The 26,080-nt window shown below is 40.7% G+C and carries 25 protein-coding genes; 10 read left to right on the plus strand and 15 right to left on the minus strand.

The window, feature by feature from the left end:
- Positions 1-63: 63 nt before the first annotated feature.
- Together ABLC00_RS09800 and ABLC00_RS09805 are read left to right on the plus strand one after the other, a co-directional pair.
- Positions 64-1,797 carry an IlvD/Edd family dehydratase gene (locus ABLC00_RS09800; protein ID WP_004887070.1) on the plus strand — a complete coding sequence of 578 codons (1,734 nt, stop codon included), beginning with the start codon at positions 64-66 and terminating at the stop codon, positions 1,795-1,797.
- 83 nt (positions 1,798-1,880) lie between these two features.
- On the plus strand, positions 1,881-2,597 hold the full coding sequence (locus ABLC00_RS09805; protein WP_000029961.1) for a FadR/GntR family transcriptional regulator: 717 nt from the start codon (positions 1,881-1,883) through the stop codon (positions 2,595-2,597).
- 67 nt (positions 2,598-2,664) lie between these two features.
- On the opposite strand, the gene ABLC00_RS09810 is transcribed toward ABLC00_RS09805, so the two are convergent.
- Positions 2,665-3,459 (minus strand): TorF family putative porin, encoded by a 795-nt coding sequence (locus ABLC00_RS09810; RefSeq protein WP_004887069.1) that lies wholly within the window; start codon positions 3,457-3,459, stop codon positions 2,665-2,667.
- An 81-nt stretch (positions 3,460-3,540) separates the two neighbouring features.
- On the minus strand, positions 3,541-4,455 hold the full coding sequence (locus ABLC00_RS09815; protein WP_004887067.1) for a LysR family transcriptional regulator: 915 nt from the start codon (positions 4,453-4,455) through the stop codon (positions 3,541-3,543).
- A gap of 100 nt (positions 4,456-4,555) precedes the next feature.
- Here ABLC00_RS09815 and ABLC00_RS09820 point away from each other — a divergent pair, with 100 nt between their 5' ends.
- From ABLC00_RS09820 to pcaD, 7 genes are all read left to right on the plus strand, one after another.
- A complete protein-coding gene (locus ABLC00_RS09820; RefSeq protein ID WP_004747037.1) occupies positions 4,556-5,662 on the plus strand; it encodes a muconate/chloromuconate family cycloisomerase in 1,107 nt (368 codons plus the stop codon).
- Between the two features lie 23 nt (positions 5,663-5,685).
- Positions 5,686-5,976 (plus strand): muconolactone Delta-isomerase, encoded by a 291-nt coding sequence (gene catC, locus ABLC00_RS09825; RefSeq protein ID WP_000897237.1) that lies wholly within the window; start codon positions 5,686-5,688, stop codon positions 5,974-5,976.
- Between the two features lie 160 nt (positions 5,977-6,136).
- Entirely contained in the window at positions 6,137-7,057 is a 921-nt protein-coding gene (gene catA, locus ABLC00_RS09830; RefSeq protein ID WP_004708601.1) for a catechol 1,2-dioxygenase, read from the plus strand.
- 134 nt (positions 7,058-7,191) lie between these two features.
- On the plus strand, positions 7,192-7,863 hold the full coding sequence (locus ABLC00_RS09835; RefSeq protein WP_031982708.1) for a 3-oxoacid CoA-transferase subunit A: 672 nt from the start codon (positions 7,192-7,194) through the stop codon (positions 7,861-7,863).
- Between the two features lie 18 nt (positions 7,864-7,881).
- Positions 7,882-8,535, plus strand: a complete 654-nt coding sequence (locus ABLC00_RS09840) for a 3-oxoacid CoA-transferase subunit B (RefSeq protein WP_004887060.1) — start codon at positions 7,882-7,884, stop codon at positions 8,533-8,535.
- Positions 8,536-9,029: 494 nt separating this feature from the next.
- A complete protein-coding gene (pcaF, locus tag ABLC00_RS09845; protein WP_004887057.1) occupies positions 9,030-10,244 on the plus strand; it encodes a 3-oxoadipyl-CoA thiolase in 1,215 nt (404 codons plus the stop codon).
- Positions 10,245-10,254: 10 nt separating this feature from the next.
- Positions 10,255-11,034, plus strand: coding sequence for a 3-oxoadipate enol-lactonase (gene pcaD / locus ABLC00_RS09850; protein WP_004887054.1), 780 nt, complete (start codon positions 10,255-10,257; stop codon positions 11,032-11,034).
- Between the two features lie 55 nt (positions 11,035-11,089).
- Here the strand turns inward: pcaD and ABLC00_RS09855 are convergent, their stop codons facing one another.
- From ABLC00_RS09855 to ABLC00_RS09915, 13 genes are all read right to left on the minus strand, one after another.
- A complete protein-coding gene (locus tag ABLC00_RS09855; protein WP_004887052.1) occupies positions 11,090-12,577 on the minus strand; it encodes an NAD-dependent phenylacetaldehyde dehydrogenase in 1,488 nt (495 codons plus the stop codon).
- A gap of 33 nt (positions 12,578-12,610) precedes the next feature.
- Positions 12,611-13,828, minus strand: coding sequence for a hypothetical protein (locus ABLC00_RS09860; RefSeq protein WP_079377838.1), 1,218 nt, complete (start codon positions 13,826-13,828; stop codon positions 12,611-12,613).
- Positions 13,829-13,972: 144 nt separating this feature from the next.
- Positions 13,973-16,288 (minus strand): primary-amine oxidase, encoded by a 2,316-nt coding sequence (gene tynA / locus ABLC00_RS09865; protein ID WP_079377122.1) that lies wholly within the window; start codon positions 16,286-16,288, stop codon positions 13,973-13,975.
- Between the two features lie 209 nt (positions 16,289-16,497).
- Positions 16,498-17,412, minus strand: coding sequence for a transcriptional regulator FeaR (feaR, locus tag ABLC00_RS09870; protein ID WP_004887042.1), 915 nt, complete (start codon positions 17,410-17,412; stop codon positions 16,498-16,500).
- A gap of 198 nt (positions 17,413-17,610) precedes the next feature.
- Positions 17,611-18,567 carry a p-hydroxyphenylacetate 3-hydroxylase reductase component gene (locus ABLC00_RS09875; protein ID WP_006580873.1) on the minus strand — a complete coding sequence of 319 codons (957 nt, stop codon included), beginning with the start codon at positions 18,565-18,567 and terminating at the stop codon, positions 17,611-17,613.
- Between the two features lie 45 nt (positions 18,568-18,612).
- Entirely contained in the window at positions 18,613-19,566 is a 954-nt protein-coding gene (locus ABLC00_RS09880; RefSeq protein WP_006580874.1) for a PDR/VanB family oxidoreductase, read from the minus strand.
- A gap of 34 nt (positions 19,567-19,600) precedes the next feature.
- A complete protein-coding gene (locus tag ABLC00_RS09885) occupies positions 19,601-20,338 on the minus strand; it encodes an SDR family NAD(P)-dependent oxidoreductase (RefSeq protein ID WP_004887034.1) in 738 nt (245 codons plus the stop codon).
- Between the two features lie 10 nt (positions 20,339-20,348).
- Positions 20,349-20,834, minus strand: a complete 486-nt coding sequence (locus ABLC00_RS09890; protein WP_002048853.1) for an aromatic-ring-hydroxylating dioxygenase subunit beta — start codon at positions 20,832-20,834, stop codon at positions 20,349-20,351.
- A gap of 10 nt (positions 20,835-20,844) precedes the next feature.
- Positions 20,845-22,122 carry a Rieske 2Fe-2S domain-containing protein gene (locus tag ABLC00_RS09895; protein ID WP_001084470.1) on the minus strand — a complete coding sequence of 426 codons (1,278 nt, stop codon included), beginning with the start codon at positions 22,120-22,122 and terminating at the stop codon, positions 20,845-20,847.
- 29 nt (positions 22,123-22,151) lie between these two features.
- On the minus strand, positions 22,152-22,679 hold the full coding sequence (locus ABLC00_RS09900) for a nuclear transport factor 2 family protein (protein ID WP_004887028.1): 528 nt from the start codon (positions 22,677-22,679) through the stop codon (positions 22,152-22,154).
- 10 nt (positions 22,680-22,689) lie between these two features.
- Positions 22,690-23,049: a hypothetical protein gene (locus ABLC00_RS09905; RefSeq protein ID WP_000387550.1), complete on the minus strand. Its 360-nt coding sequence runs from the start codon at positions 23,047-23,049 to the stop codon at positions 22,690-22,692.
- Positions 23,050-23,077: 28 nt separating this feature from the next.
- Positions 23,078-24,226: an acyl-CoA dehydrogenase family protein gene (locus tag ABLC00_RS09910; RefSeq protein ID WP_079377123.1), complete on the minus strand. Its 1,149-nt coding sequence runs from the start codon at positions 24,224-24,226 to the stop codon at positions 23,078-23,080.
- 36 nt (positions 24,227-24,262) lie between these two features.
- Complete coding sequence (locus ABLC00_RS09915) at positions 24,263-25,372, minus strand: amidase (RefSeq protein WP_006580877.1); 1,110 nt, start codon at positions 25,370-25,372, stop codon at positions 24,263-24,265.
- Between the two features lie 149 nt (positions 25,373-25,521).
- Between ABLC00_RS09915 and ABLC00_RS09920 the strand changes: the two genes are divergently transcribed.
- The gene (locus tag ABLC00_RS09920) at positions 25,522-25,989 is read left to right on the plus strand and encodes a MarR family winged helix-turn-helix transcriptional regulator (protein ID WP_023188331.1); all 468 of its coding nucleotides are present in this window, start codon (positions 25,522-25,524) and stop codon (positions 25,987-25,989) included.
- Positions 25,990-26,080: the final 91 nt, after the last annotated feature.

Genomic DNA, 26,080 nt, shown 5'->3' on the forward strand with positions numbered 1-26,080 from the left:
AAATTTATGGTGTATTTTTTAATTCAATTAATTCTAATAGTAATACTATATAGGGAAATTTGTATGAATAACAAACAAGTTCTTCGTTCGGCTGCCTGGTTTGGTACAACGGATAAAAATGGCTTTATGTATCGTAGCTGGATGAAGAACCAAGGAATCCCAGATCATGAGTTTCAAGGCAAGCCCATCATTGGGATTTGTAATACGTGGTCTGAACTCACCCCATGTAATGCGCATTTTCGAAAAATTGCCGAACATGTAAAAAAAGGGATTTTAGAAGCGGGCGGCTACCCTGTTGAATTCCCTGTGTTTTCAAATGGTGAGTCGAATTTACGTCCTACCGCCATGTTTACCCGTAACTTAGCCAGTATGGATGTCGAAGAAGCTATTCGTGGTAACCCTATTGACGGTGTGGTCTTACTAACAGGTTGTGACAAAACTACACCTGCATTATTAATGGGTGCCGCAAGCTGTGATATTCCAGCCATTGTAGTGACTGGCGGTCCAATGCTGAATGGTAAGCATAAAGGCAAAGACATTGGTGCAGGTACTATCGTTTGGCAAATGCATGAAGAATTAAAAGCAGGCAAAATTGATTTAAATGAATTTTTATCTGCCGAGTCTGGTATGTCACGCTCGGCTGGTACATGTAACACCATGGGCACCGCTTCTACAATGGCGTGTATGGCTGAAGCCCTAGGCACTTCTTTACCCCACAATGCGGCCATTCCAGCGGTAGATTCTCGCCGTTATGTGTTGGCTCATCTTTCTGGTATGCGTATTGTTGATATGGTTCATGCAGATTTACGTCTTTCTAAAATCTTAACCAAAGAAGCCTTTGAAAATGCCATTAAGGTCAATGCAGCTATTGGTGGTTCAACCAATGCCGTAATTCACTTAAAAGCAATTGCCGGACGCATTGGGGTTGATTTACAACTCGATGACTGGAACCGTGTTGGCCGCGGTATGCCAACCATTGTCGACTTACAGCCTTCGGGTCGTTTTTTAATGGAAGAGTTCTATTATAGCGGCGGCTTGCCAGCCGTAATTCGTCGTATGGGTGAAGCCAATCTCTTGCCAAATCCACAAGCTTTAACCGTAAACGGTCAAACCATTTGGGAAAACTGCCAGCAATCACCTATTTATAACGATGAAGTGATTCGGAAAATAGATAACCCAATTCGACAAGATGGCGGCATGTGTATTTTACGCGGTAATTTAGCGCCTAAAGGTGCAGTGCTTAAACCATCTGCTGCCACACCGGAGTTGATGAAACACCGTGGTCGTGCAGTCGTATTTGAAAACTTCGATGATTATAAAGCCCGGATTAATGACCCAGATCTAGATGTCGATGAAACTTGTATTCTTGTGATGAAAAATGCCGGCCCTAAAGGCTATCCGGGCATGGCAGAAGTCGGAAATATGGGACTACCACCAAAAATTTTAGCCAAAGGCATTACCGACATGGTCCGTATTTCCGACGCACGTATGAGTGGAACAGCTTATGGCACTGTAGTTTTGCATGTTGCTCCAGAAGCCATGGCAGGCGGGCCTTTGGCTGTAGTTCAAAATGGCGACTTTATCGAACTTGATGCCTATGCTGGAAAACTTCACCTAGAAGTGAGTGATGAAGAACTTAAGCAACGTCTTGAAAATTTAGCGCCTCCAGCTCCACCAAGTTTTATTGGCGGCTACCGTAAGCTCTATGTAGAACATGTTTTACAAGCCGATGAAGGCTGTGATTTTGATTTCTTGGTCGGTTGCCGCGGCTCGGAAGTTCCACGTCATTCTCATTAATATTTATTCTTGAAAAAGATGATCTTGTTAAAACACAAGGTCATCTATACCATAGGATATTCAACATCTCGTAATAGTGAAATATGAGTAAAGCTGACTATAAAAATCCTATTCCAAGCAAAAGCCAACATGCATTAATTGTTCAACAATTGGGATTAAAAATCGTTTCTGGAGAAATCTCAGAAAATGAAAAACTCCCAAGTGAAGTTGATTTATGTGAGGAATATAAAGTCAGCCGCCCTGTCTTTCGCGAAGCCATCCGTGTTTTAAATGCTAAAGGTTTAACTTACTCAAGACCTAAAATCGGGACTGTGGTTAGACCTAAAGAAGAATGGCATTTGCTCGATCCGGATGTATTGTTTTGGTTGATTCAAACAACCCCTGAACACGAGTTTTTTAAAACCCTTTCTACTGTACGACGCGTTTTAGAACCAGAGCTTGCTTATATTGCCGCAAGTACAGCAAATGAAGAAGATATTGAGCGTATTAAGCAAGCCTATGAAGGCATGGAAAAAGCGACAACAGTTGAAGAGTTTATAGAACCCGATATTCAGTTTCACTTAGCAATTGCTAAAGCAACGCATAATGATTTATTGGCTTATATGTCAAAAATGTTGGTTTTACCTTTGCAGCAATCAATTCAAGTGACAAGTCTACGTCCAAATTTACAAGGCCATTCGCTACCAAGACATAAAGCAATTTTGACAGCAATTGAAAATAAAGATCCGCTCTCTGCTCGCCATGCTTCACTCGTTCAGCTAGATGACACTAAGATGGCTTATGATTTAATTAAAAAATAATTTTCTCTATGTATTAGAAAAAGCCTGCTGACTCTAAATTAAAGTGATCAGGCTTTTTATTTATAAATTAGAACACCTTTTTTACAGAGACTGTAAAAGTTGAATCAATTGGATTTGAAATAGGTGCGCCCGGCTCACCATTGCTATACTTTTTATAATAAGCATTTTTATCCCATGCCTTGGTATAGGCTAATCCTGTACTCCAACCATCACCTAAATCTTTAATTACTTCGGCTTTAACATCTTGAAAGTTCGACTCTGAAAAGTTTTTGATTCTTTCATAGCCATAGTGGGCACCAAAAGTCCAAGTTTCACTGATCGGCTGGGTAAAGTTAACATCTAAATAACTTGATCCTCTTGACCTTTTACCAGCAGGTCCACCCATGGTTTTAGAGTTATAACCAGCATAATCTGGCGTGTAAGTCACAAAGTATTTGAGGCTTAAAGGACCATAGCCAATTTGAGGTACGATTTCACCATAGTTATAACTCGTATTTCCCGTTTCTGGTGTACTTTTCGCGCCTGGATAGTAATAATAAAAAATAGACATACCAATCGAGAATTTATCGATTGTTTTTAAATAACCTGTATAAAAATCCCATTCAACTGAAGCATCTCGCAGATAGTTGGAACTTACACTTGATGCCCAAGTTCCTACAAAAAAACCACTAGGATTGGCATAATCCAGTCCACCTTGTAAGGCTGGTTTACCCCAAGTTTGTTGGAAACCACGTGAAATATATTGACTAGCAAAAGTCACATTCGCGCTATAAGGAGAAGTTTTTTCTTGTTCTTTTAATTGTTCCGCATGTAAAACGCTAGTAGACATAATAAGTGAAGCTAAACCTAAAATTTTTCTCATTCAATAATTCCTTTTACATATTACCTATAGGTTTAAAGTTTTAAAATAACATGAAATATCCAGTTTAAGAACCTTAAAAGTTTATAAATTCAAGTTTCTAGACACATCTTCTTCGCTATAGATCTCTTCAATGCAATCTAAAATTTTAGGAATATAGGAACTTTGGTCCATGTTGCGCATGGATAGAGAGATGGGACTATAGGCTTCTAGGTCTAAGATATTTAAATAAGTTAGATTCTTCATTCCAATGTCGCAGGCGCTTTCCGGAATAATACAAATACCCTCACCGGACGCCACTAAGCCAAGTGCCATATGAATTTCTCGTACTTCAGTCAGCTTGGCTGGGACAAGACCTAATTTGGTAAATAAAGCTTGAATAGTGGTCGAAAAATTTGGTTTAGGTGTAGTTGGATAAGAAAAAATTGTCTCATTAATAATTTGAGATAAATAAATTCCTGTCTCTTGGAAATCACTTAATGGGTGTTTTTTATGGATTGCGAGTTTTAACTTTTCTTTTCTAAGCAGAAGTCGCTTAATCGCTGGATCACTAATTGGTAATCGCCCAAATCCTAAATCGATTTTGCCAAGTTTTAATGCTTCTACCTGATCTCGTGTACCACACTCAATAAGCTCAACATGAATGTCAGGATTTTTTTGCCTAAATAGATAGATGACTTGTGGTAATCGCCCATAAAGAAGCGAACTCACATAACCCACTTTAACAACGTTCTCGACCAGCTTCATTTTTTTAGCCATCGAAGCAGCTTGAGCGGTGTGAGTCAAAATTTGCACCGCATGCTGGTAAAAAAACAGCCCTGCTTCCGTTACTTTTAATGGACGAGAGCCTTTTTCGAATAAATCGATCCCTAATTCTTCTTCTAGTTTTTTGATTTGGCGTGTTAAAGGTGGCTGAGCAATAAAAAGCTTTTCTGCGGCTTTCGTCAGACTCTGTTCTTCAACAACGGTAACAAAATAACGTAGATGTCTTAATTCCATTAATATACCTTTTTAGTATCTTAAAATACCGTTCTATATCTATTTTAGGCTATTACATTCTTCTATGGTATACAAACAAGTTCGTAATAGTTGAAACTTCATGTATAGAACCATAGAAACCATACTTGTGGATATTCCAACTATCCGTCCTCACCAGTTGTCTGTGACTACTATGCGTACCCAGACTTTGGTACTCGTTAAAATTACGACCACGGATGGTATTGTCGGTTGGGGTGAAGCCACCACCATTGGTGGGCTGAACTATGGTGAAGAAAGTCCTGAGAGTGTCAAAGCCAATATTGATACCTACTTTGCACCATTACTGACATCAGTTAAAGATTTAAATGTTGCACAAACACTTAAACTGATTCGTAAAAATATTAATGGTAACCGCTTTGCTAAGTGTGCAATTCAGACTGCCCTACTTGATATTCAGGCCAAACGTTTAGGTGTGCCATTAAGCGAAGTTTTAGGTGGACGTCTGCGTAATAGTTTACCTGTGCTTTGGACGCTTGCGTCTGGTGACACGGAAAAAGATATTGCTGAAGCTCGCAAAATGATTGAGCTAAAGCGCCATAACACGTTCAAACTTAAAATTGGTGCACGTCCTTTACAGCAAGATGTTGACCATGTGATTGCGATTAAAAAAGCATTAGGTGCTGATGTTAGTGTACGTGTAGATGTAAACCGTGCATGGTCAGAACTTGAATGTATTCATGGTATTCAACAGCTCCAAGATGGTGGAATCGATTTAATCGAACAACCATGTGCAATTCAAAATACCGAAGCTCTTGCTCGCCTCACCCATCGTTTTGATGTAGCCATTATGGCAGATGAAGCTTTAACTGGACCTGACAGTGCATACCGTATTGCAAAAAATCATGGTGCAGATGTATTTGCCGTCAAGATTGAACAATCTGGTGGCCTGATTGAAGCATGTGAAGTTGGCAAAATTGCTGGTTTGGCTGGTATCGACCTATATGGCGGCACCATGCTTGAAGGTCCTGTAGGAAGTATTGCATCGGCCCATGTATTTGCAACCTTTGAAACATTAGCGTTCGGCACTGAATTATTTGGTCCGTTATTACTTACCGAAGAAATTTTAAAAGAGCCGCTACGTTACGAAAACTTTGAATTGCATTTGCCAACAGCTCCGGGCTTAGGCATTGAAATTGATGAAGATAAGATTGAGAAATTACGTCGTTAAGGCAACAGGATAAGGAGTTTCCCATGTTATTTCATGTACGTATGGATGTGCATATTCCACTTGATATGCCAGCCGACAAAGCAAATGAAATTAAGGCCGTTGAAAAAGCTTATTCGCAAGAATTACAACGCCAAGGTAAATGGCGTCATATCTGGCGAATTACAGGCCAGTACTCGAACATCAGCATTTTTGATGTCGAGAGCAATGAAGAATTGCACAACATTTTACAGGGTTTACCTCTCTATCCATACATGGACATTGAAGTGATGGCAATGAACCGTCACCCATCTTCTGTTCGTGATGATGATTCGTAAATCCAAAGAATGTTTTAAATGTGATCTCTGAAGTCCATTTAAAAACCAAGCAGATTATTCAGAAGGTAACAAGGAACGTGGCGGCACTTATTCGCTAGCAAAACAAAATGCCCGCAGCGCTGCCACCCAAAACCGTATTGCATACTTAAGGAGTTTTAGTATGAACCGTCAACAAATTGATGCGCTTGTAAAACAAATGAATGTCGACACAGCAAAAGGTGAAGTCGATGCACGTGTTCAACAAATTGTAGTGCGCCTTCTTGGGGATTTATTTCAAGCCATCGAAGATTTAGACATCCAGCCTTCTGAAGTTTGGAAAGGTTTGGAATATTTTACCGATGCAGGTCAAGCAAATGAACTTGGTCTTTTGGCTGCTGGCTTAGGTTTAGAACATTATCTTGACTTACGTGCAGATGAAGCAGATGCCAAAGCTGGTGTTACTGGCGGCACACCACGTACTATTGAAGGTCCACTTTATGTAGCTGGCGCGCCTGAATCAGTTGGTTTTGCACGTATGGATGATGGAACTGAAACTGGCAAAATCGATACCTTAATTATTGAAGGTAAAGTAACTGACACGGATGGCAATATTATTGAAAATGCTAAAGTTGAAGTATGGCATGCCAACAGTTTAGGTAACTATTCATTCTTTGATAAGTCTCAATCTGACTTTAACTTACGCCGTACCATTTTCACTGATACAGATGGTAAATATGTAGCGTTAACCACTATGCCAGTTGGTTATGGATGCCCTCCTGAAGGTACAACACAGGCTCTTCTTAACAAGTTAGGCCGTCATGGTAACCGTCCATCTCACGTTCACTACTTCGTTTCTGCACCGGGTTACCGCAAGCTAACTACTCAATTCAACATTGAAGGTGATGAGTACTTATGGGATGACTTTGCCTTCGCTACTCGTGACGGTTTAGTGGCAACAGCAGTAGATGTAACAGACCCTGCTGAAATTCAACGCCGTGGTTTAGATCACGCTTTCAAACACATCACATTTAACATTGAATTGGTTAAAGAAGCCGCTGCTGCTCCTTCAACTGAAGTTGAACGTCGTCGCGCTAGTGCTTAATTGAAAGTGTATGTGAGTTAAAAGTTCGCTTTTGACTCACAAAATTTACTCCATTTATTACTACCATTAAGAATTTCAATAAATTTTTAGCGGTAGTAATACATTACGTTACCTCATGCTCTAAGGTTTCTCACATGATTGACAAAAGTAAGTCCTCACTAAGCGAGGTTTTATCGCAGATTAAAGATGGTGCAACCATACTGATTGGTGGTTTTGGTACCGCAGGACAACCCGCTGAACTCATTGACGGTCTGATTGAACTCGGTGTTAAAGGCTTAACCATTGTGAGCAACAATGCCGGTAATGGTGACTATGGTCTGGCTAAACTGCTTAAAGCCGGTTCAGTAAAAAAAGTCATTTGCTCTTTCCCACGTCAGTCAGATTCTTATGTGTTTGATGAACTATACCGTGCCGGAAAGGTGGAACTTGAGGTTGTACCGCAAGGTAATCTGGCTTGTCGTATTCAGGCTGCCGGTATGGGTTTAGGTGCTGTATTTACTCCAACAGGCTTTGGAACTCTTTTGGCCGAAGGTAAAGAAACTCGTGAGATTGATGGTAAAGATTACGTACTTGAATATCCGATCAAGGCTGACTTCGCCTTGATTAAAGCCTATAAGGGCGACCGCTGGGGTAATCTGGTTTACCGTAAATCTGCACGTAACTTTGGCCCGATCATGGCCATGGCTGCTGATGTCACCATTGCTCAGGTTTCTGAAGTGGTGGAGCTGGGTGGATTAGACCCAGAACACATCATTACCCCGGGTATCTTTGTACAGCATGTTGTACAAGTAACGCCAGCACAGTAAGCAATAAGGAGAAATAACATGAGCTACCAGAAACTCAGCCGTGACCAGATTGCACAACGTGTGGCACAAGATATTCCAGATGGCGCCTATGTGAACTTGGGCATTGGCTTACCAACCAAGATTGCCAGCTACTTACCTAACGATAAAGATATTTTCCTTCATTCTGAAAATGGACTATTGGCATTTGGCCCACCACCAGCTGCAGGTGAAGAAGACCCTGAACTGATTAATGCAGGTAAAGAGTTTGTGACCATGCTTGAAGGCGGCAGCTTTTTCCACCATGGTGACTCATTTGCGATGATGCGTGGTGGTCACCTTGATATTGCCGTGCTTGGTGCCTTTCAGGTTGCAGCCAATGGTGACTTGGCGAACTGGCACACCGGTGCGCCGGATGCGATTCCTGCGGTGGGTGGTGCGATGGATTTGGCAGTTGGTGCCAAGAAAGTATTTATCACCACAGACCATGTGACCAAACAAGGTGAACCAAAGATTGTCGCTGAGCTCACTTATCCGGTAACGGGTAAGCACTGTGTGGATCGTATTTACACCGACCTGTGTGTGATTGATGTGACCAAAGATGGTTTAAAGGTGATTGAGAAAGTTGAAGGTCTTAACTTTGATGAGTTACAGGCTTTTACGGGCGCAACTTTGATCGATGCCACTCAAGGGTAAAGTTTACACAGCATAGCCAATGCTACTACTGTCATTGCCTGTAAATGATAGTGGTCTTCGAAAGCCCTTTGTATAGGCAGTACCTTACTTTTTAAGGATAAAAAGTAACAAAAATCCTTTGTTACTCAGACACAACATCCCTGTTGTGCTGAGCAACGAGGCGACATCCATGTCGCCAACGCGAAACATTGAATGGAACTCTTTGAATACGGTTCTTGCTTATTAATTTGGATTTTACCGTAATTCGCTATTGTGACAGGCGACATGGATGTCGCCCGTTGGACAGGGAGGCATGGAAGCCTCCTCTGTTCAACAAAGGTTTTTGGTTACTTTTTTAAAAAAGTGACATGAATTAACTACTGGCATTTGACTCAACACGATAAGACTCCGTCATGACTACTTCGAACTTAGTAACCATGATCAGCACCAGCAAATGCTAAAAAGTTTCACGATGTAGCAATGACAGCAACAGATTTCAAAATGGAAATGTAAGAATGAAAAACGCTTATATCATCGATGCCATCCGTACTCCATTCGGCCGTTATGCCGGTGGCCTTGCACCCGTCCGTGCCGATGACCTTGGCGCTGTGCCGATTAAAGCCCTCATGCAGCGTAACCCAAGTGTAGATTGGGAACAGGTTGATGATGTGATCTATGGCTGTGCCAACCAAGCTGGTGAAGATAACCGTAATGTCGGCCGTATGTCAGCACTGCTTGCCGGTTTACCGTATCAGGTTCCAGCAACCACCATTAACCGTTTGTGCGGTTCTTCACTCGATGCGATTGCTATTGCTGCCCGTGCTATTAAAGCAGGCGAAGCGAACTTGGTGATTGCAGGTGGTGTGGAAAGCATGAGCCGTGCGCCTTATGTAATGGGTAAGTCTGACAGTGCTTTTGGCCGTAGCCAGAAGATTGAAGACACCACCATGGGGTGGCGTTTCATCAACCCAAAACTTAAAGAATTGTATGGTGTAGACACCATGCCCCAGACTGCCGAAAACGTGGCTGAACAGTTCAACGTTAATCGTGCAGATCAGGACCAGTTTGCCTTGGTGAGCCAACAACGCACCGCAAGCGCGCAAGCCAAAGGCTTTTTTTCTAAAGAAATCGTGGCAGTTGAAATCCCTCAGCGTAAGGGGGATGCTGTTGTGATCGATAGCGATGAACATCCACGTGCATCGACCACACTTGAAGGTTTAAGGAAACTTAAACCAGTTGTAAAAGAAGATGGCACTGTAACAGCAGGTAATGCTTCAGGTATTAATGATGGGGCAGCAGCTCTACTGATTGCTTCTGATGATGCAGTTCAGGCTTATAACCTCAAACCACGTGCCAAGATCATTGCTTCAACAGCTGTGGGTGTAGAACCACGTATTATGGGTTTTGCTCCGGCACCCGCCATTAAAAAATTACTGAAACAAGCCAACCTGACTTTAGAGCAGATGGATGTAATTGAGCTCAATGAAGCCTTTGCTGCACAGGCATTGGCAGTGACCCGTGATTTAGGCTTGCCAGATGATAGCAACAAGGTAAATCCAAACGGTGGAGCAATTGCATTAGGCCATCCACTTGGGGCCTCAGGTGCACGCCTTGTGACCACTGCCTTAAACCAGCTTGAGCAAACAGATGGTCGTTATGCCTTGTGTTCGATGTGTATTGGGGTAGGTCAAGGGATTGCACTCATTATTGAACGTGTTGAAGCACTTTAAGGAGAAACAAATGCCATCTTTTCAATCTGCCGATGCACAAATTAACTATCAAACCTTTGGTGAGCCATCTTCCCCTGCTCTGGTGTTTTCAAACTCTTTGGGCACCAATTATGGTATGTGGCAAAAACAGTTCAATGAGTTAAAAGATCAATTTTTTGTGATCTGTTATGATACACGTGGTCATGGTTCATCATCTACGCCTGACGGCCCATACACTGTAGAGCAATTAGGTGAAGATGTTGTCCGTTTACTCGACCATCTAAATATTAGCAAAGCTGCTTTTTGTGGTATTTCTATGGGGGGGTTAACCGGTCAATGGCTTGCGATTCACTACCCTAACCGTTTTAGTCATGTCATTGTTGCAAATACTGCCGCTAAAATCGGACAAGAACAAGCATGGCTTGACCGTGCAAAATTAGTACGTGAGCAAGGTTTACAGCCAATCGCAGCTACAGCAGCTTCGCGATGGTTTACAGATCCCTTTATCCAAAGTCATGCTTCAATTGTCAACAACCTGTGTAACGACTTAAGTGCTGGCAGCGCAATAGGTTATGCCAATTGTTGCGAGGCTTTGGCTAAAGCGGATGTCCGTGAGCAGTTAAACGACATCAAAATACCTGTATTGGTGATTGCTGGAACTCAAGACCCTGTAACGACTGTTGCAGATGGTGAGTTTATGCAGCAACGCATTCCACAATCACAACTTGCAGAGATAGACGCTTCTCATATTTCCAATGTAGAACAACCTGAAGCTTTTAATAAAATCCTAAAGGATTTTTTACTAGGTTAATTTTAATGATTCAAAAAATGGCCTATAGAGGCCATTTTTTATATCTCGTAGAAACTTAGTACCGAATCATGACCGATTTTAATTCGGTGTAATCTTCAATAAATGCATCTGAAAACTCTCTGCCAATTCCTGAAGCTTTAACGCCACCAAATGGAACCGAAGGGTCTAAGAACGTATGCATATTGACCCACAAGGTCCCTGCTTCAATCTTAGGAATTAAACGCAAAGCTTTAGACAAATCATTTGTCCAAATACTTGCGGTTAAACCAAAGCGCGACTGATTCATCAGTTGAATAAGTTCTTCATCAGTTTCGAATGGCATTACCCCGACTACTGGACCAAAAGTTTCTTCTGAAAATAAAGGATCATCGGTATTTTTAAAGGAAATTAAAGTCGGTTGTACAAAATATCCTGATCGATCTAAAGCCTCACCTCCAGCAATAATCTGGTTATTGGCTTTAGCCATATCTAAATAATGTTTCACTTTATGAAAGTGTGGCTGATTAGAGAGTGGACCAAACATACTTCCTTCATCCATAGCCGATCCAATTTTTAAACTAGAAAGTGCTTTAGAGAGTTTTTCGACTAGTTCATTATGTTTTGTATGGTGTACAAAAAAACGCTCTGGGGATGCACAAACTTGACCTTGATGTACAAAAGTTGCTTGCAATAAAGTCGGTAAAATCTCATCAATATTTGCATCGGCTAAAACAGCTATGGCATTTTTACCGCCCAACTCCAGACTTACACGGGTTAAATCACTACTCATCGCAAGTTTACCGATGGCAATACCTGTTGGTACCGAACCTGTAAACGAAACTTTCTTAACGAGTGGCGACTCAATTAAATATTGCCCTGTATCGCCCTTACCTGTCACTACATTAATTACACCGGCTGGAATACCTGCTTCGATGGCAAGTTCAGCTAAACGTAATAAAGATAAACTGGCAAACTCACTTGGTTTAAGCACAATGGTACAGCCTGTTGTTAAAGCTGAACCGATTTTCCAAACGCCAATCATCAGTGAGAAATTCCAAGGCACAATCCCTGCAACCACACCCACTGGTTGTCTTAAAGTAAAGGCCGTATATTTTTCACCTTGCATAGAAGGAATAGAAGGTTGCATGGTTTGACCATTAATTTTGGTTGCCCAACCAGCAAAATATCTTAAGAAAATAACGGATTGTGCGACTTCAAGATGGCGGGAAATATTGATAAGTTTTCCGGTGGATAACGTCTCGAGCTGAGCAAGTTCTTCACCATGTTGCTCAATTAAATCTGCCAACTTATTTAATTTAACGCCACGTTCATAGGGTGTCGTTTCAGCCCAAGCATTTTGAAAAGCATGTTTAGCACTTTTGACGGCGCTTGCGACATCTTGTTGACTACCAATACTAATTTGAGCAACCACTTGTTCAGTCGATGGATTTACAATATCCACTTTATCTAAATGCTCGGCAGCAACTAATTTTCCATCAATAAAATGTCCATGTTGACGTGCCATAAATTGCTGCACATTTTGTAAAATCTGAACTTCACTCATTTTTATTTCTCTCAATTCATTTAAAAGGATTTATTAATAGATGTATTGCAGAATCAACTGCGCATATACATTGATCTTGTCATCGTAGTTTTGAGTACCGCCACTATGGATATCGTGTTTCGGTTTATAGAGTCCCACTAAAGGAATAACGTTAAATTTTTTATTAACCGACCAAACCGAAAACACATCTAACTCATGTCCATCCACATTGGTTAAAGACTTATTTACCGTTTTGAACTTATAGGCCAAAGCACCCAACATAAAATTTTCTTTCAAATTCATAGTGTAAGAGACTTGATGAATATCTGCATTTTTATTAAATGGACCAGCATAGTTTCCGGCAACTTCGCCCTGAAACCACGTACCAAAGCCGACTGTATTTCCATAAAACATAGGGTCGTATTGGTCTGAAAAATGACTAAAACGGTAGCCTAATGAGGGCGTATATTTTGAAGATAAAAAGTTATAGTTCAGCGCTAAGTAGCCAGCATTTTCGTGGCTATCTTTTTTATCTTGCACCACAAACTCAGTTTTGAGCTGTAATTCTGGTAAAGGTTGATAATTTAAACGTAAAGCATAGTTTTTAAGATCTTCACGCCCTGAAACGTGTTCAGCATCTTTAAGGTCTAATACGTTTAAGTAAGTGAACCCAACGCCCTTATCTTTAAGTTGATACATCAAATCAGTTACAAACAGTTCTGGTGAAAATTGTGCTTTGTTGTTTGATTTTAAATAAGCCAGCTTTAGCGTTGTATTCTCTTGCGGTTTGTATTGAAGCAAAGTCGTAAAATCAAAGCTTCGACGAGCTGCTAGATAATATGCACCGCCCCGATCGAGTGTGCCATCCGCAGGCACTTTACCGAGGTTTAACGCATCACCCGCAATAAAGAACCCATCACCAATCATGATATTTTGCCGACCAATACTTAAATCATAGGTCGTTAACTCATCTTTATTGGTGCCGTCTTTAAAACCAATGATCCATTCATTCACATCTGTTTTACGTTCTTTGCCATTACTATTTTGACCTGCGTCGCCATCACCAAATGTTGCCGAGCTAATACCACTCAAACTTGCATAGAGCTGTTTGCTTTTAAAGGTATATTGTCCTTTAGCACCATATTTAAGATGACCTTCTTGCCAATTGACTCTTTCATCATCTAGGTTTTCGCCGTTATAGCTTTTACCACTACTAAAAGCTCCAAAAGTTGCTTCAAAAGTTGGCTTAATTTCAAGCTCACCAGCATGCACAGTTGAAAAAAATGAGACAAAGAGAGTCCCTCTCATAACCTGAGAAAATAAATTTTTCATTGAGAAATTCCTTTTTTGCGAACGGCCTAACCGTGCTCACGTATGGGTAACTTATTCGTTACCCATCCTCGTTCATGATGATCTTTAGTGATGGTCGTGCTGCGTACTTTGCTCGTCTTCACCCAAGTTTAAAGTCGGGGTGTTGTCAAAGAAGTTCCAAGGTTTGATTAGGGTATAAACCCATTCTGTCGGCATAATTGGCCATTCTTCAGCACGTGCCACATGGGTTGTGCCTGTTGTCATCCAGACCACAAGGTCTTTATTTTCGATATTTTCGTTGTTGCCAATAAACTGTCCTAAGCCTGTATCATGAGTTGAACGGTTTGAATATTTCCCTTCAGGATAACGTTCATCCGGATTGTACTGAGTCACCCAAATTTGCTTATCCATAAAGTTCAAACGTTTAAATAACCATTCATCTTTAGAAAAATTGGCACCCTTCGCAACAGGATGTGTTCCACCTGCAAAAGGAATGAGTTGGTAAGAAACCGGATTGCCTAATTTATTTTCCTTGTTGAAATTCGTGAGTAAGCGAATGGTAGATGGATCAAATTTTTCAGCGGCATTTTGCTCATTGGTAATGACTTTACTGTCAATTTGCATTGAGCTTGTACGAACACCGCCTTTGTCATTGGCTTTCACCACAGGGTCCATATGCATAAAGCTGTTATTTTCACCATCGACATCCATGTCTAAGCGGAAATTATAGATGTGCTGATGCGTTGTACCCACAATATTATGGTCAATTAAAGTTCCATATTTGGTGTCTTCTTTGGCGGTACTGTCATGCATAGTGCGTGATTTAACGCCTTTAACAGCTTCAATACCCGTTGCACCCGCATTAATTCCAATTACACCATTTTGGGAAAATACCCAGTCAAACATGTAATCGTAGTTTCCAACCGTACTAATCCAGCGCACGACAAGTTCACGGCGTGCTTCACTGGCATCTTGGTTACCAAAAATTTCGTGATGTTTATATTCAGGTCCGGCATATCGTTCAAACACAGCAATGGCATTTGGAATTACTTGTGGTTGGCCTTTGTAGTCTGCAATCACGGCATCAAGTAAAACAGCGTTGTCGGGTGCATCTGTTCCAGGAAGAATAGATGATGTGAGTGTTCCCATACCATATTCGCCAGAGTCCAAATAAGATTTGAAGTACCAACCAATATCAGGGTCACCATATGGAACTACCATTCCACCAAGGTTACCTTCATACATGACTTTACGCTTCACACCTTTATCTTTGTAGGTCACGGTTGAAAGCTGTAAGCCAACACGAGAGTCTAACGCTACATGCAAACACCAGTTCCCCCAATGTATGGTTTGACCGGTAATGCTAAAGTTTTTGCCCTCAGGTTCAGTAATATTGAGTGGTTTTAGCTTACTTGCTAAGGGCTTATTCGACATATAAGGTCGATTTGCCATCGGCACAGGAATGATTGCGCCTTCTTCAATCTTGATAATTTTTTCTTTATCTAAATCGACTACAGCAACTAGGTTCTCAATAGGATGTGCCCAGTAGTTACCATCGCCGACATCGAGGTAAGCGACGACTTTTAATATGTTGAGTTGTTTATCAAGCCCATCTTTACCGCCAAAATATCCAACAGTTAGCGGAGTAGCAATCACTTTCTTCACATCAGTAATGCCACGTTTGCGTAACGCATCTTGATATTCTTTACTTGTCTCAATTACACGCTGCACGGCTTCAAAATTATCTAGCAGCACCATACCATGAGTATCTTTAAGTACATTCCATTTTGTGACTTGTTGAGTATTAAGATTAACTTCACCTTCAATCGCTTGATTGCCCTTTAATAAAATAAATGAAGCAATACGATCTTCTTTAAATTCTTTGTGATTAATGAAGTAATCCCATACTTTGGCTTTTTCAGGTTCTTTAAGCTTTAACTCGGCAAAACGCATATTTTTATAGGCGTATTTCGAGCGGTTAATCACATCAAAGGTCTTTTTGATTTCGTCAGAATTTAAGCTATTGAGCGGGTGAAACGTATTTTCAATTTTGAAAGTTTGATCTAACCCCGACTGGAAGACTTCATTAAAAAAATCTTTTCCAATAACAGGTTTACCATCTTTAATTAATAAAGGCACACTGAGTTTGAAAGGTTTGCCATTCACCAAAACCTGATCCGAATTGGGTTTGGCCCGAACTACCATAGAACCTTTGGTGATTGTATAGGTATTGGTAAAGTCATCTTTAACAACTTTAGCGCCTTGCTCACTCATGTTTTGATAAAGTGAGACCATTTCGGCATGTCCACCATGAGCAAACGCTTGAGTATTGAGTCCCCAAAAGCTTGCAGCGATTGATAAGTTAAGTGCCAGTATTTTTTGTATGTCATTCAATAATCGTTGTTTACGCATTGGTTTCATCCTTTTCATCTATCCCTGAACTATCTGAATCAGACAGTTAAAATGCACTTTCCTGTGAGTGAAATTCATTAGACCAACTTAATAGTTTTATGGTTATTAAGCTTATCTAACCTGCTCTAATGAATTTAATTTCAACACAGTTACATAGGGCTAGCTTGTTCAAGAATGACGTCGGATTTGTCTAAAAATGACATTGAGAGATGAAAGAATTAAACCGACATACCCTCTCTAAATTCTTTAGGAGAGATACCATAAGTCTTTTTAAAGATTTTTGAAAAATGAGCACCGTCCCAAAAACCCCATTTCAAGGCAACTTGGGTAATTGAGCTTTGTTTATTTCTTTTATCAAGCAAATCTGCTTTAACTTTTTCTAAGCGTTTGAGCTGTATATATTTGTTAATCGATAAATTTTCTTGAAGGAATAAACGGTAGAGATGACGCAGTGACACTCCAATATGCTCTGCAATTAATTTAGGTGTTAAATCGGGTTTTGCTAAGTTTTCTATAATATATCGCTCGGCGTTTTCCATCAGTTTATTGGAGCTATTAATATTTTTATAATTGATTGTGGGTTTGATTAAAGCAATTAACGCATCTTCAAAAGCATTCCCATCTTCGGTTGCATACCAAAGTTTGATGTTTTCAGCAGACATATTTTTCAAAATATTTTTAAGTAAAAAACCACTCATATTTTGAGTAATCAGTTTTCCAAAATATTCGGTACTAATATTTTCTTTCAGTAATTTTTCACGCGACAGATGGACTGAAATCTGGCTGACTAAGCCTTGCGGATACATCGAAATAGTTTCGACTGGGTCGACCAAAACAATATCGCCTTCATTCAGACTTAGAGTCTCGTTTTTATACTCGAGCAGCATTTTTCCCGAATACTGCAAAATCAAAAAACAAAAACGATTATTCACTCGATCGATTTCATCGGCTTTTCGGACAATTTTATTGGCATTGTTTTTAATAAAAGCAATTTCGGTATCGCCCAATAAAAAGCACTGAACTTCACCAATGAATAAATTACGGGTTCCGTCAAAATCGGTTTCAAAATTGCCGCACACACTTTTAATATGGTGCGTCCATGTGAGTAATGCATCGCTTACATACTGGTTCATCCCTTACCTCTCTATACATGTGCCACCGCTCAAAATTTTGTGTTTGTGGTGGTGCACTGTCTTGGCATATTTGCAATCTTGTTTTATTGATAAACAAATTGTGTGCCAAAAATTCCTTATCCTTGGAATTGTTTTGATGATAGTCAGCTAGATGTAAAGAAGCTGATAAATCAATTCAATTTATCAGCTTAATGGGGCTTATGCTACTCCCGCAAAGTCTCGCAGCATGGTTATAAAAATATCCTTTTGTTCCTCAGAATACTTTTTAAACACCTCATTTTGGTGGCTATCGGCAATATCAAACAAATACTGCGCCGTTTGTTTGCCTTTCTCGGTCAGTGCGTACAAATTATCGTGATCGACCAATAACCCTTCAAATTTTAAAATTTCAGCCGATCTTTCCACTTCTTGCATTGGCATAGCAATATCTCGTGGTAAATCCTCCTTACTTGAAGCAGTACCACTTGCCAAAACAAGCAAAAGACGTGATTCACTGGTACGGAAACCCGAAGCCATTTGTTTAGGAATATAGTCGGTTTGATAAGCTTTAAAAGCACGGCTCATCAAGTAGCAGACATTATTATATAAATGCCCATAATGTGTTTGGTCTACACCGCTCTGTTCAGTTTGTTTAACTTGAAGGCTCGGATGCGGCATGACACAAGAATATGCACCTTGATGGTAAACTAGCGGGCTTCGGCCTTGATCATGGAAGCGAACCACTTTACCAATAATAATCCAGTGGTCACCACCTTCGATCACTTGATAACGTTCGCACTCAAACACCGCTGAACAATTTTCTAAAATGGGTGCGCGTCCTGCGCCAAGTTGAAAATTTGTGTCGGCAAATTTATCAATATTGCGTCTCGAAAACTTATTAGACAGCTCAATTTGCGTGCCCGATAAAATATTGACTGCAAAATGTGTTGCTTGTTCAAATACTGAAAAACTTGAAGATTTTTTATCAATGCTCCACAAAATAAGTGGTGGGTCGAGCGATACCGAGTTAAAACTATTTGCAGTAACTCCTACTTTTTCACCTTGTGCATTTTGTGCGGTAACAATGGTAACGCCTGTTGCAAAATTTCCTAATGCCCGTCGGAACTGTAGTGGATCGACCGTAAACTCATCTATTTGTTGTAATACATTCATCATCTTTCTCCTAAACCTTCTCTTACATCCATATAAATCGCGAGAGCATTAGATATCTAAAACTAATCTCGGTGTTTTAGAGCGTGAACAGCAAACCAATATTTGCTCATTGCTGGCTTTTTCTTCATCAGTAAAATAAACATCTCGATGATCAGGTTCACCTTCAATCACATCGCACATGCAGGTTCCACATACACCTTGCTCGCAAGACATTTCAATCTCAATGCCTTCTTTAGCCAAAGCCTGCAAAATGGTTTCGCCAGCTTCGACCATAATGATTTTTCCGCTACGCTCAGCCACCACCTCAAATGAATCTCCCGAGGTATCAGTTTCGACTTGGAAATACTCTTTGTGGATTTGCTGCTCAGGAAAATCATGAGTTGTGGCGAGGTTAATCACCCAATCCATGAAACCGACTGGACCACAGGTGTAAATATGACTTTCAGGGTCAATATCTTTAATGGCAGATTCAAAAAATGCTCTGTGGCTTGCGCCTTCAGATTTAAAATGGAAAGTTGTGTATTGTGCTAACACACCATTTTTAATTTCATCAACAAAAGCACATTTTTCAGGGCTAGCACCACAGTAGTGAAGCTCAAATGATGCACCTTCATGTGCAAGTTGATATGCCATCGTAATTAATGGCGTAATCCCGATTCCACCGCCAATTAACACACTGTGCTTGGCTTTTAAAAGTGGGAATAAGTTTTTCGGCTCACTGATCTGAATTTGCATACCATCTTTAATTTCATCAAATGCAGAAATCGAGCCGCCACGTGATTCAGGATCACGTAAAATTCCAAGGCGAAACTTTCCTTCGTCATTTGGATTTTGGCAAAGCGAATATTGGCGCACCATACCATTCGGTAAGTGCACATCAATATGTGCACCGGGTTCAACCTTTGGTAATGCAGCAGAAGTTGCAGATTCAAACTCCATAACTGCAATATTTCCACCTTCCACATGGCGATTTTTAACGACAACATCATAAAGTGTAGTCATGATTTAACTCCCTTTTCATGGTAAAGCGATTGGCTTAACGCATGAATAAACCACCGTTAATATCCCATGTTGCACCAGTCACAAAACTTGCATTTGGACTCGCAAGCAACCCACAAGTTTCAGCAATAAAATGCATACTTCCTAAGGCCTTAACCGGAATATTCTGGATGAACTGTTCCATTTTTTCGTCGGGCACCACACTATGAACGATTGGTGACTCCATTGGTCCCGGTGCAATCGCATTGACCGTAACACCTTTTGCCGCAAACTCTTTGGCAAAAATTTTGGTTAATGTCACAATAGCCCCTTTGGTTGCCGCGTAGTGTGCACCCGTTGCAGTACCGCCGTTTTGTCCCGCCAAAGACGCCATATTAATGATGCGTCCATAACCTTTTTTGGCCATGTATTGACCAATAATTTGACAAGCTTGAAAGGTGCCGCGTTGGTTAACTTGGGTCACCCAATCAAAATCGGCTGCGGTAATTTCTAATACGGGTGTTGCTTTAGTGACGGTAGCATTGTTAATTAACACATCAAGTTTAGAAAATTTCTCTTCAATCCATTGCACCGCTGCATGAAAATCTGCCTCGACCGAAATATCCAGCTTTAAAGGAAGCATATTTTGGGCATACTGACTTTGTACTTTGGCATTTTCGGCTTTTTCAAGCGTGCTTGCTGACAAAATCACTTGATGGCCTTGGCTCGCAAAATATTCAGCAATCACATTACCGAGTCCAGAAGCAGCACCTGTCACTAAAACAACCTGTTTCATGTTACCGCTCCTAAAGAATGTAGCTAATACCAGCTAAGGTATCGGTTGAGTTAACCAAGTTAATGATTTTACGGTTAATCTTAAAACCAGTATCGGCATCGCGGGTTAGATGGTACGTAATATCGGCCGTGTAATGCTTGAGGTTTTCTTTACGAAATTCACGCAGGTTTTGAGCGCAGCGTAAAACGATTTCATCATTATGGTCTTGAATCACTCGTACTCGCGAAATGCTGCGTACCGTATTCGCCTTTGGTGCCGTAGAAATTGCCTCACCATTTTCAAGACGCTCTACCCGTAACTTACGCATATGATTATCGTCATAGGCATAATTTAAGTTGTTTTCGTAGTCTGTGAGGTTCGGGTCAATCGGAATGATATAAACACCTTTTTCATTCCATAAATTGAGCCATTCACGGTACTCGCTGTGGTCTAACATATCTGCTTCAGCCCAGATGAAAGCAGTGACTTCATTTAATAATTGCAGATTCATATTCATTGCTCTCTCCTTAAGCTGTCATCATCTTTTTCCATTGCTGATATGCTGCACGCATACCTGTTTCAGCACTGACATCACTTTTTAAGCCATCTTCGGTTTTGACTTCGCCCGGTAAACCGCGGTTGAGCATGATCCATAAATCATTACCCGCATTGGCACCGTGTTGTACGCGTTCCCAAGCTTCAGAGTCATCTGGCGTACCAAAACCAAATGGGCCTTGGAAATGTTCATGCAAACGTAAGCGATATTGATTGGCAATTTGTGGACCGCCATCCATCGTAATCACCGAGTGATGAATCTCTGTTTCAGCGACTGAAATTGGCTGTAACACACGGAAGAACGCCATTGAACATGCAATATTTGGGAATAAATTTAAGTTAAAGCCAGAACCACCCACTGCTCGAACAATACGGCGTACTTCTAACTCTTCATGGCCTTCATCACGCAAAGCTTGAGCCAAGTCTTCGAAACGCTCTTGAATTGGTCGCTCCATTAAGTCTTCTTCTAAATCGACCAGTTCAGGAATCATCACCATGACACTGTGACCGTTGCCTAAGTCTTCAACAAAGCCCGGCTGGTTTTCGAAGTTAAAGAGTTCTTCGGTTTTTTCATCTACAGAACTTAAGAATGACTTGTGCACCAACGGGAAATGATATGCATCGGTGGTATTTTCAAGCTGGATTTTCCAGTTACCCGGAAAACGGAAGCGGTGTTCACCCAACACTTTAATTGGATAACCCGCGCCTTGTTTCATAAACAGGTCAATCCATTTTTTTGCTGGTCCAAGGAACTCTTCAAGCGGTTGAATGTCTTCTTTAAATGAAGCGAAGATCATACCGTTATATTCTTCTACCCGTAGACTCACCAGCGGTAATTCTGACTTATCTAAACAATCGCCGTAACTTTCCGGAGATGGCACACCACGTAAACTGCCATCAAGTGCATAACTCCAACCGTGATATGGGCATACAAAACTGTTGGTTTTTCCTTTTTTATGTTCGCATACGGTTGCTGCGCGGTGACGGCAACGGTTTAAAAGTACATGGACTTTCTTTTTACGGTCACGTACCACAACCACAGGCTGTTTACCAATGTTAATGGTTTTATAGCTTCCGCCTTCCGGAATTTCGCTGGCATGCGCAACCCACACCCAAGTGCTATAAAAGATTTTTTCCATCTCTTCATCAAAAATGCGTTCATCTTTATAAAGAGAAGTATGGGCACGGTCACTTTTAACTAAAGCATCGTAATCAATGCCAATGTTATGCGTTGGGATAATACTGTTCATATCAATAGTCCTTTTAAATATGTCCTGGGTCATTCCTGGGAAGGTACCGGCAACTCGGCTTCACTGTGCCAATGCGATACCGGACGACTGAAAATATTCTGGGTTTGGAAATGTTTAATTTTCCATGTTCCATCTGCTTGCTTATGAAACTTCACCTTGAGCTTTGCCGCATTCAGATGACTACGGCCATCTTGAAAAGTTGAAGTTTGCAACATCAGCCATGAAGCATTTGCATCATTTTGATTTACATAAATTTGTTCTGAATTTACAAAGTGTGCATTCATGACAAAGTGAGATTCTTTTTGGGTATAGCTTTTGAACATGTCATAAATCGACTGCCAAGAATCATAACGACCAAAGGATTTGGAATATTTGTCACCAATACCTTCCCAAATACAGTCTTGATCAAAAAGATTCATCAACTCATAAAGATCTGTATTTGCATTGAGCTCGTCGCAGATTTCCATATAACGGTTTATGCAGTTACGGATAGCATTGTGTGCTTCCAACTGTTCTAGCCGTTCTATGATTTCTGCAATATTCACTTTGTCAGTCATTGCGGTCGCCTTAACGTTGAATAATCAATTCACGCCCAACACGAGCTTCAACTTTGCAATATTTCCAAAGTTTGTATGGCCCTTCACCCACCACTGTCGTTCTAAACAAGTTGCAAGCCGCGTGTACAGTTTCAATATCCGGAACATCAGCAAGCAAGTAGGTTGTCCAAGGCCAACCCGTACTTGCACCCACCATGCTTTGGTCATCATCAAGATTCCCAAAAACATGCACGCCCGGTAGGTCATGAATACCATTCCACATTTCACCAAATGCTGCCCAAACCGCTTTTGCTTCAGCAGGTTCTGCATCAAAAAAGTTCTGGTTAATACCCATGCAAAACAACACGCGTAATGGTTTTTTAGCTTCCATCTCAATATTCCTTTTTAAAAATTTAAACTTATAGATAACCTGGGGTTGGCTTTAACCCGAAACTGACCAAACCTGCATTTTGTAAAGTTGCATCCCCCATAAAGGCATGCTGGGTCACCACGTTGGTGTCATTTACAAAACGGCTAAATGGATTGTTGGTATAAATCGCTGTCATACCCGCGAGCATTTGCATTTTTCGGGTCACTTTGGCGCAAACGCGAGCTGCATGAGTACATGCCAGACGCATATCACTAATCTGTTCAGCATTTGCTTCACGACCAGCAATAATTTCATTCCACACAATATCCATGGTTTGATAAAACCAAGACTTTGCAGCCTGAAACTCTGCATCAGCTTGAGCAAACTCATATTGAGTCACTGGGCGGTTGGCAATTTCTGAACCACCCGTAATAGATGCTTTACCCGGTGCTAATTTTTCAAATTCTTCTAATGCAGCAGCTGCAACCCCGATACCCACCACGGTTAAGACTTGAGTGGCTAAAGACAATGATGGATATTTAAAAAATGGCTCGCTGAGTTTTGAAGGTTCACCACGTACAAAGGTCCATTTCTTTTCGACCAATACATCTTCAACCACTAAATCATGGCTTCCGGTACCTTTTAGGCCAACAGTGTCCCATGTCATTTCGATTTTGGCTTTGTTGGCAGGCATCACGGCCATACGTGGTAAACCTTGCATTTCATTGTTTTTAAGAGGTGAAATCCCCACACCAACAATGTCAGCGCCCATACAGCCGCTGGAAAATTTCCAACGTCCACGCACCACTACACCTTCATCGGTAATTTCAGCAGGTTGTGGTGGAAAAATACCTCCGGCAAATACGACATCTGGCCCATTTTGGTACAACTCTTTCAGCGTTTCTTCCGGCAAACTTCCTAAATACGCAGGACTCATACCGAAACTTGCTACCCAACCCACTGAACCATCAGCTTTAGATAAAGTTTCGATCAACTCACAAAACTGCCGTGGTGACCATTCTTCACCACCGAAACGTTTAGGTACCAAGGCACGGTAAACACCAATTTTTTTAAGTTTTTCGATAATGTCTTGGCTCACATAGGCCTGATTATCAAACTCACCTGCACAGGCACGCTCACGAATTTCTTGACACAAAGTATCTAAGTCTACGGCTTGGTCTTGAGAAGCAAACTCCATTTTAGACAACTTATTCATCATCTAACTCCTTGTAATTTATTGCATTGCATCAACACAAAATTTGGTTATTGCGCATAATTGCTCATCTTTTTGATGCTTTGATACGATCTGTAAGCCCACAGGCAAACCTTCACTGGTTTCAAGTGGCACTGAAATAGCTGGATGTCCTGATAAATTAAATGGTCGAACTAAACCGGTTAGGTTCAAAAAAGCGACCGTGTTTTCAGCTTCAGAAACTTTTGGTGGAATTTGCGGTAGTGTCGGTAGGATCAATGCATCATATTTGTCTAATAGTGCATCGAGTTCTTGGGTGAGCTGTGCTTTCACAACTTCTGCTTGCTTTACTTGCTCTAAAGTGGTGTGTGCCGCTTTTAATAACCGATTATTTACATCAGAACCAATTAAGCCCGTTTGGGTTAACTCACCAAAAGCTTGCCAGTTTTCATAGTTAATAATCTGCATGCCTGCATCATAAGCTGCTTCAAAATGTTCAACTTTTTCTAAAACGGTCTCTAAATTTGCTTTTTGAAGTGCTTGATATATACAGTTCCAAACAATCTCATCTGCTTTGACATCGAGCAGCGCAAGTTTTGGTGTATGCGTATATTCAGCTGGCTTAAAAGTTGGATCAATAATTTGCATGGCTTTTTCAATCATCTCGACTGAATTTGCAAAAGGACCAACGCAATCTAAAGAACTTGACGGCGGGTATACGCCTTTGCGACTTACCCGACCGAAAGTCGGTTTTAAACCAAAAACTCCGCAGCATGCAGCGGGCATACGAATAGAGCCACCTGTGTCTGTCCCTAAGGTAAAGTCAGCTTGTTTTGCTGCAACTGCTGCGGCTGAACCACTCGAAGATCCGCCCGGAATAAGTTCAGGATATTTAGGATTGATAGGTGTACCAAAAGTGTGGTTAATGCCTGTAATTCCAAAAGCCAATTCGTGCAAATTTGTCTTACCAATAATTTCGCAATCAGCTTTTAAGATGTTTTTAACCACCTCTGCATCATCGTGCGCAGGTTCAACTTCTAATAAAGCTTTACTACCAGCAATGGTTTTTAGACCTTGGATATCTATAGTGTCTTTCACCATTACCTTAAGTTTGCCGCTTCCTTTTTGCACACTTTGGCTAATAATATTCATTCACTTTTCCATGTATTTTTATCCATTAATTAAAATATCAGAAAATTTAATGGAATTGTCAAGTAATTTTTCTAATGTGTGTTCAGGGAAATATGCAAAATTTTGTTTATAATAGGATTACCCTTTTTTTACTAAGTTATTGCTTAGCTATGCTTGATCATTTAGAACAATTTCTTCCCAATAAAGAACCGTCGAGTATTCAAAACTTCCCCTTTTTCTGGGTTTCCCAAGTTAATGGTAAATATTCACAACTTATTGAAAAATCTATAAAGAAACTCGGCATTGATAATACTCGCCGTAAAATTATTTTAAGTACCAATGCGCTTGGGGAAGCCAGTATCACTGACATTGCCAATCTTTCTACTTTAAAACTCACGACAGCGACAAAGGCTGTATATCGATTGGTAGAAGATGGAATTGTGGAAGTCTACTCCTCTACCACTGATGAACGCATCTCGATGGTGAAATTAACAACCAAAGGAGTTGAGCTGGTTGAACAGATTAATCAAATTAGTGTGGTTACCTTAGCTGGGATCCTTAACGCTTTTTCAGAAGACGAGCTACACAATTTAAATTCTCAGTTAAAAAAATTATTTGATCTCATGCCATCCAGTTAATTATTTCCATTGACACTAAATTAACTTGGGTCTAGAGCAGTTAAAGCTAGTCATTCTTTAGCTGCTTACTATAAAAAGTCCAATACTAAAA

Origin of the sequence: Acinetobacter nosocomialis, assembly GCF_041021905.1 — a bacterium.
GTDB lineage: Bacteria > Pseudomonadota > Gammaproteobacteria > Pseudomonadales > Moraxellaceae > Acinetobacter > Acinetobacter nosocomialis.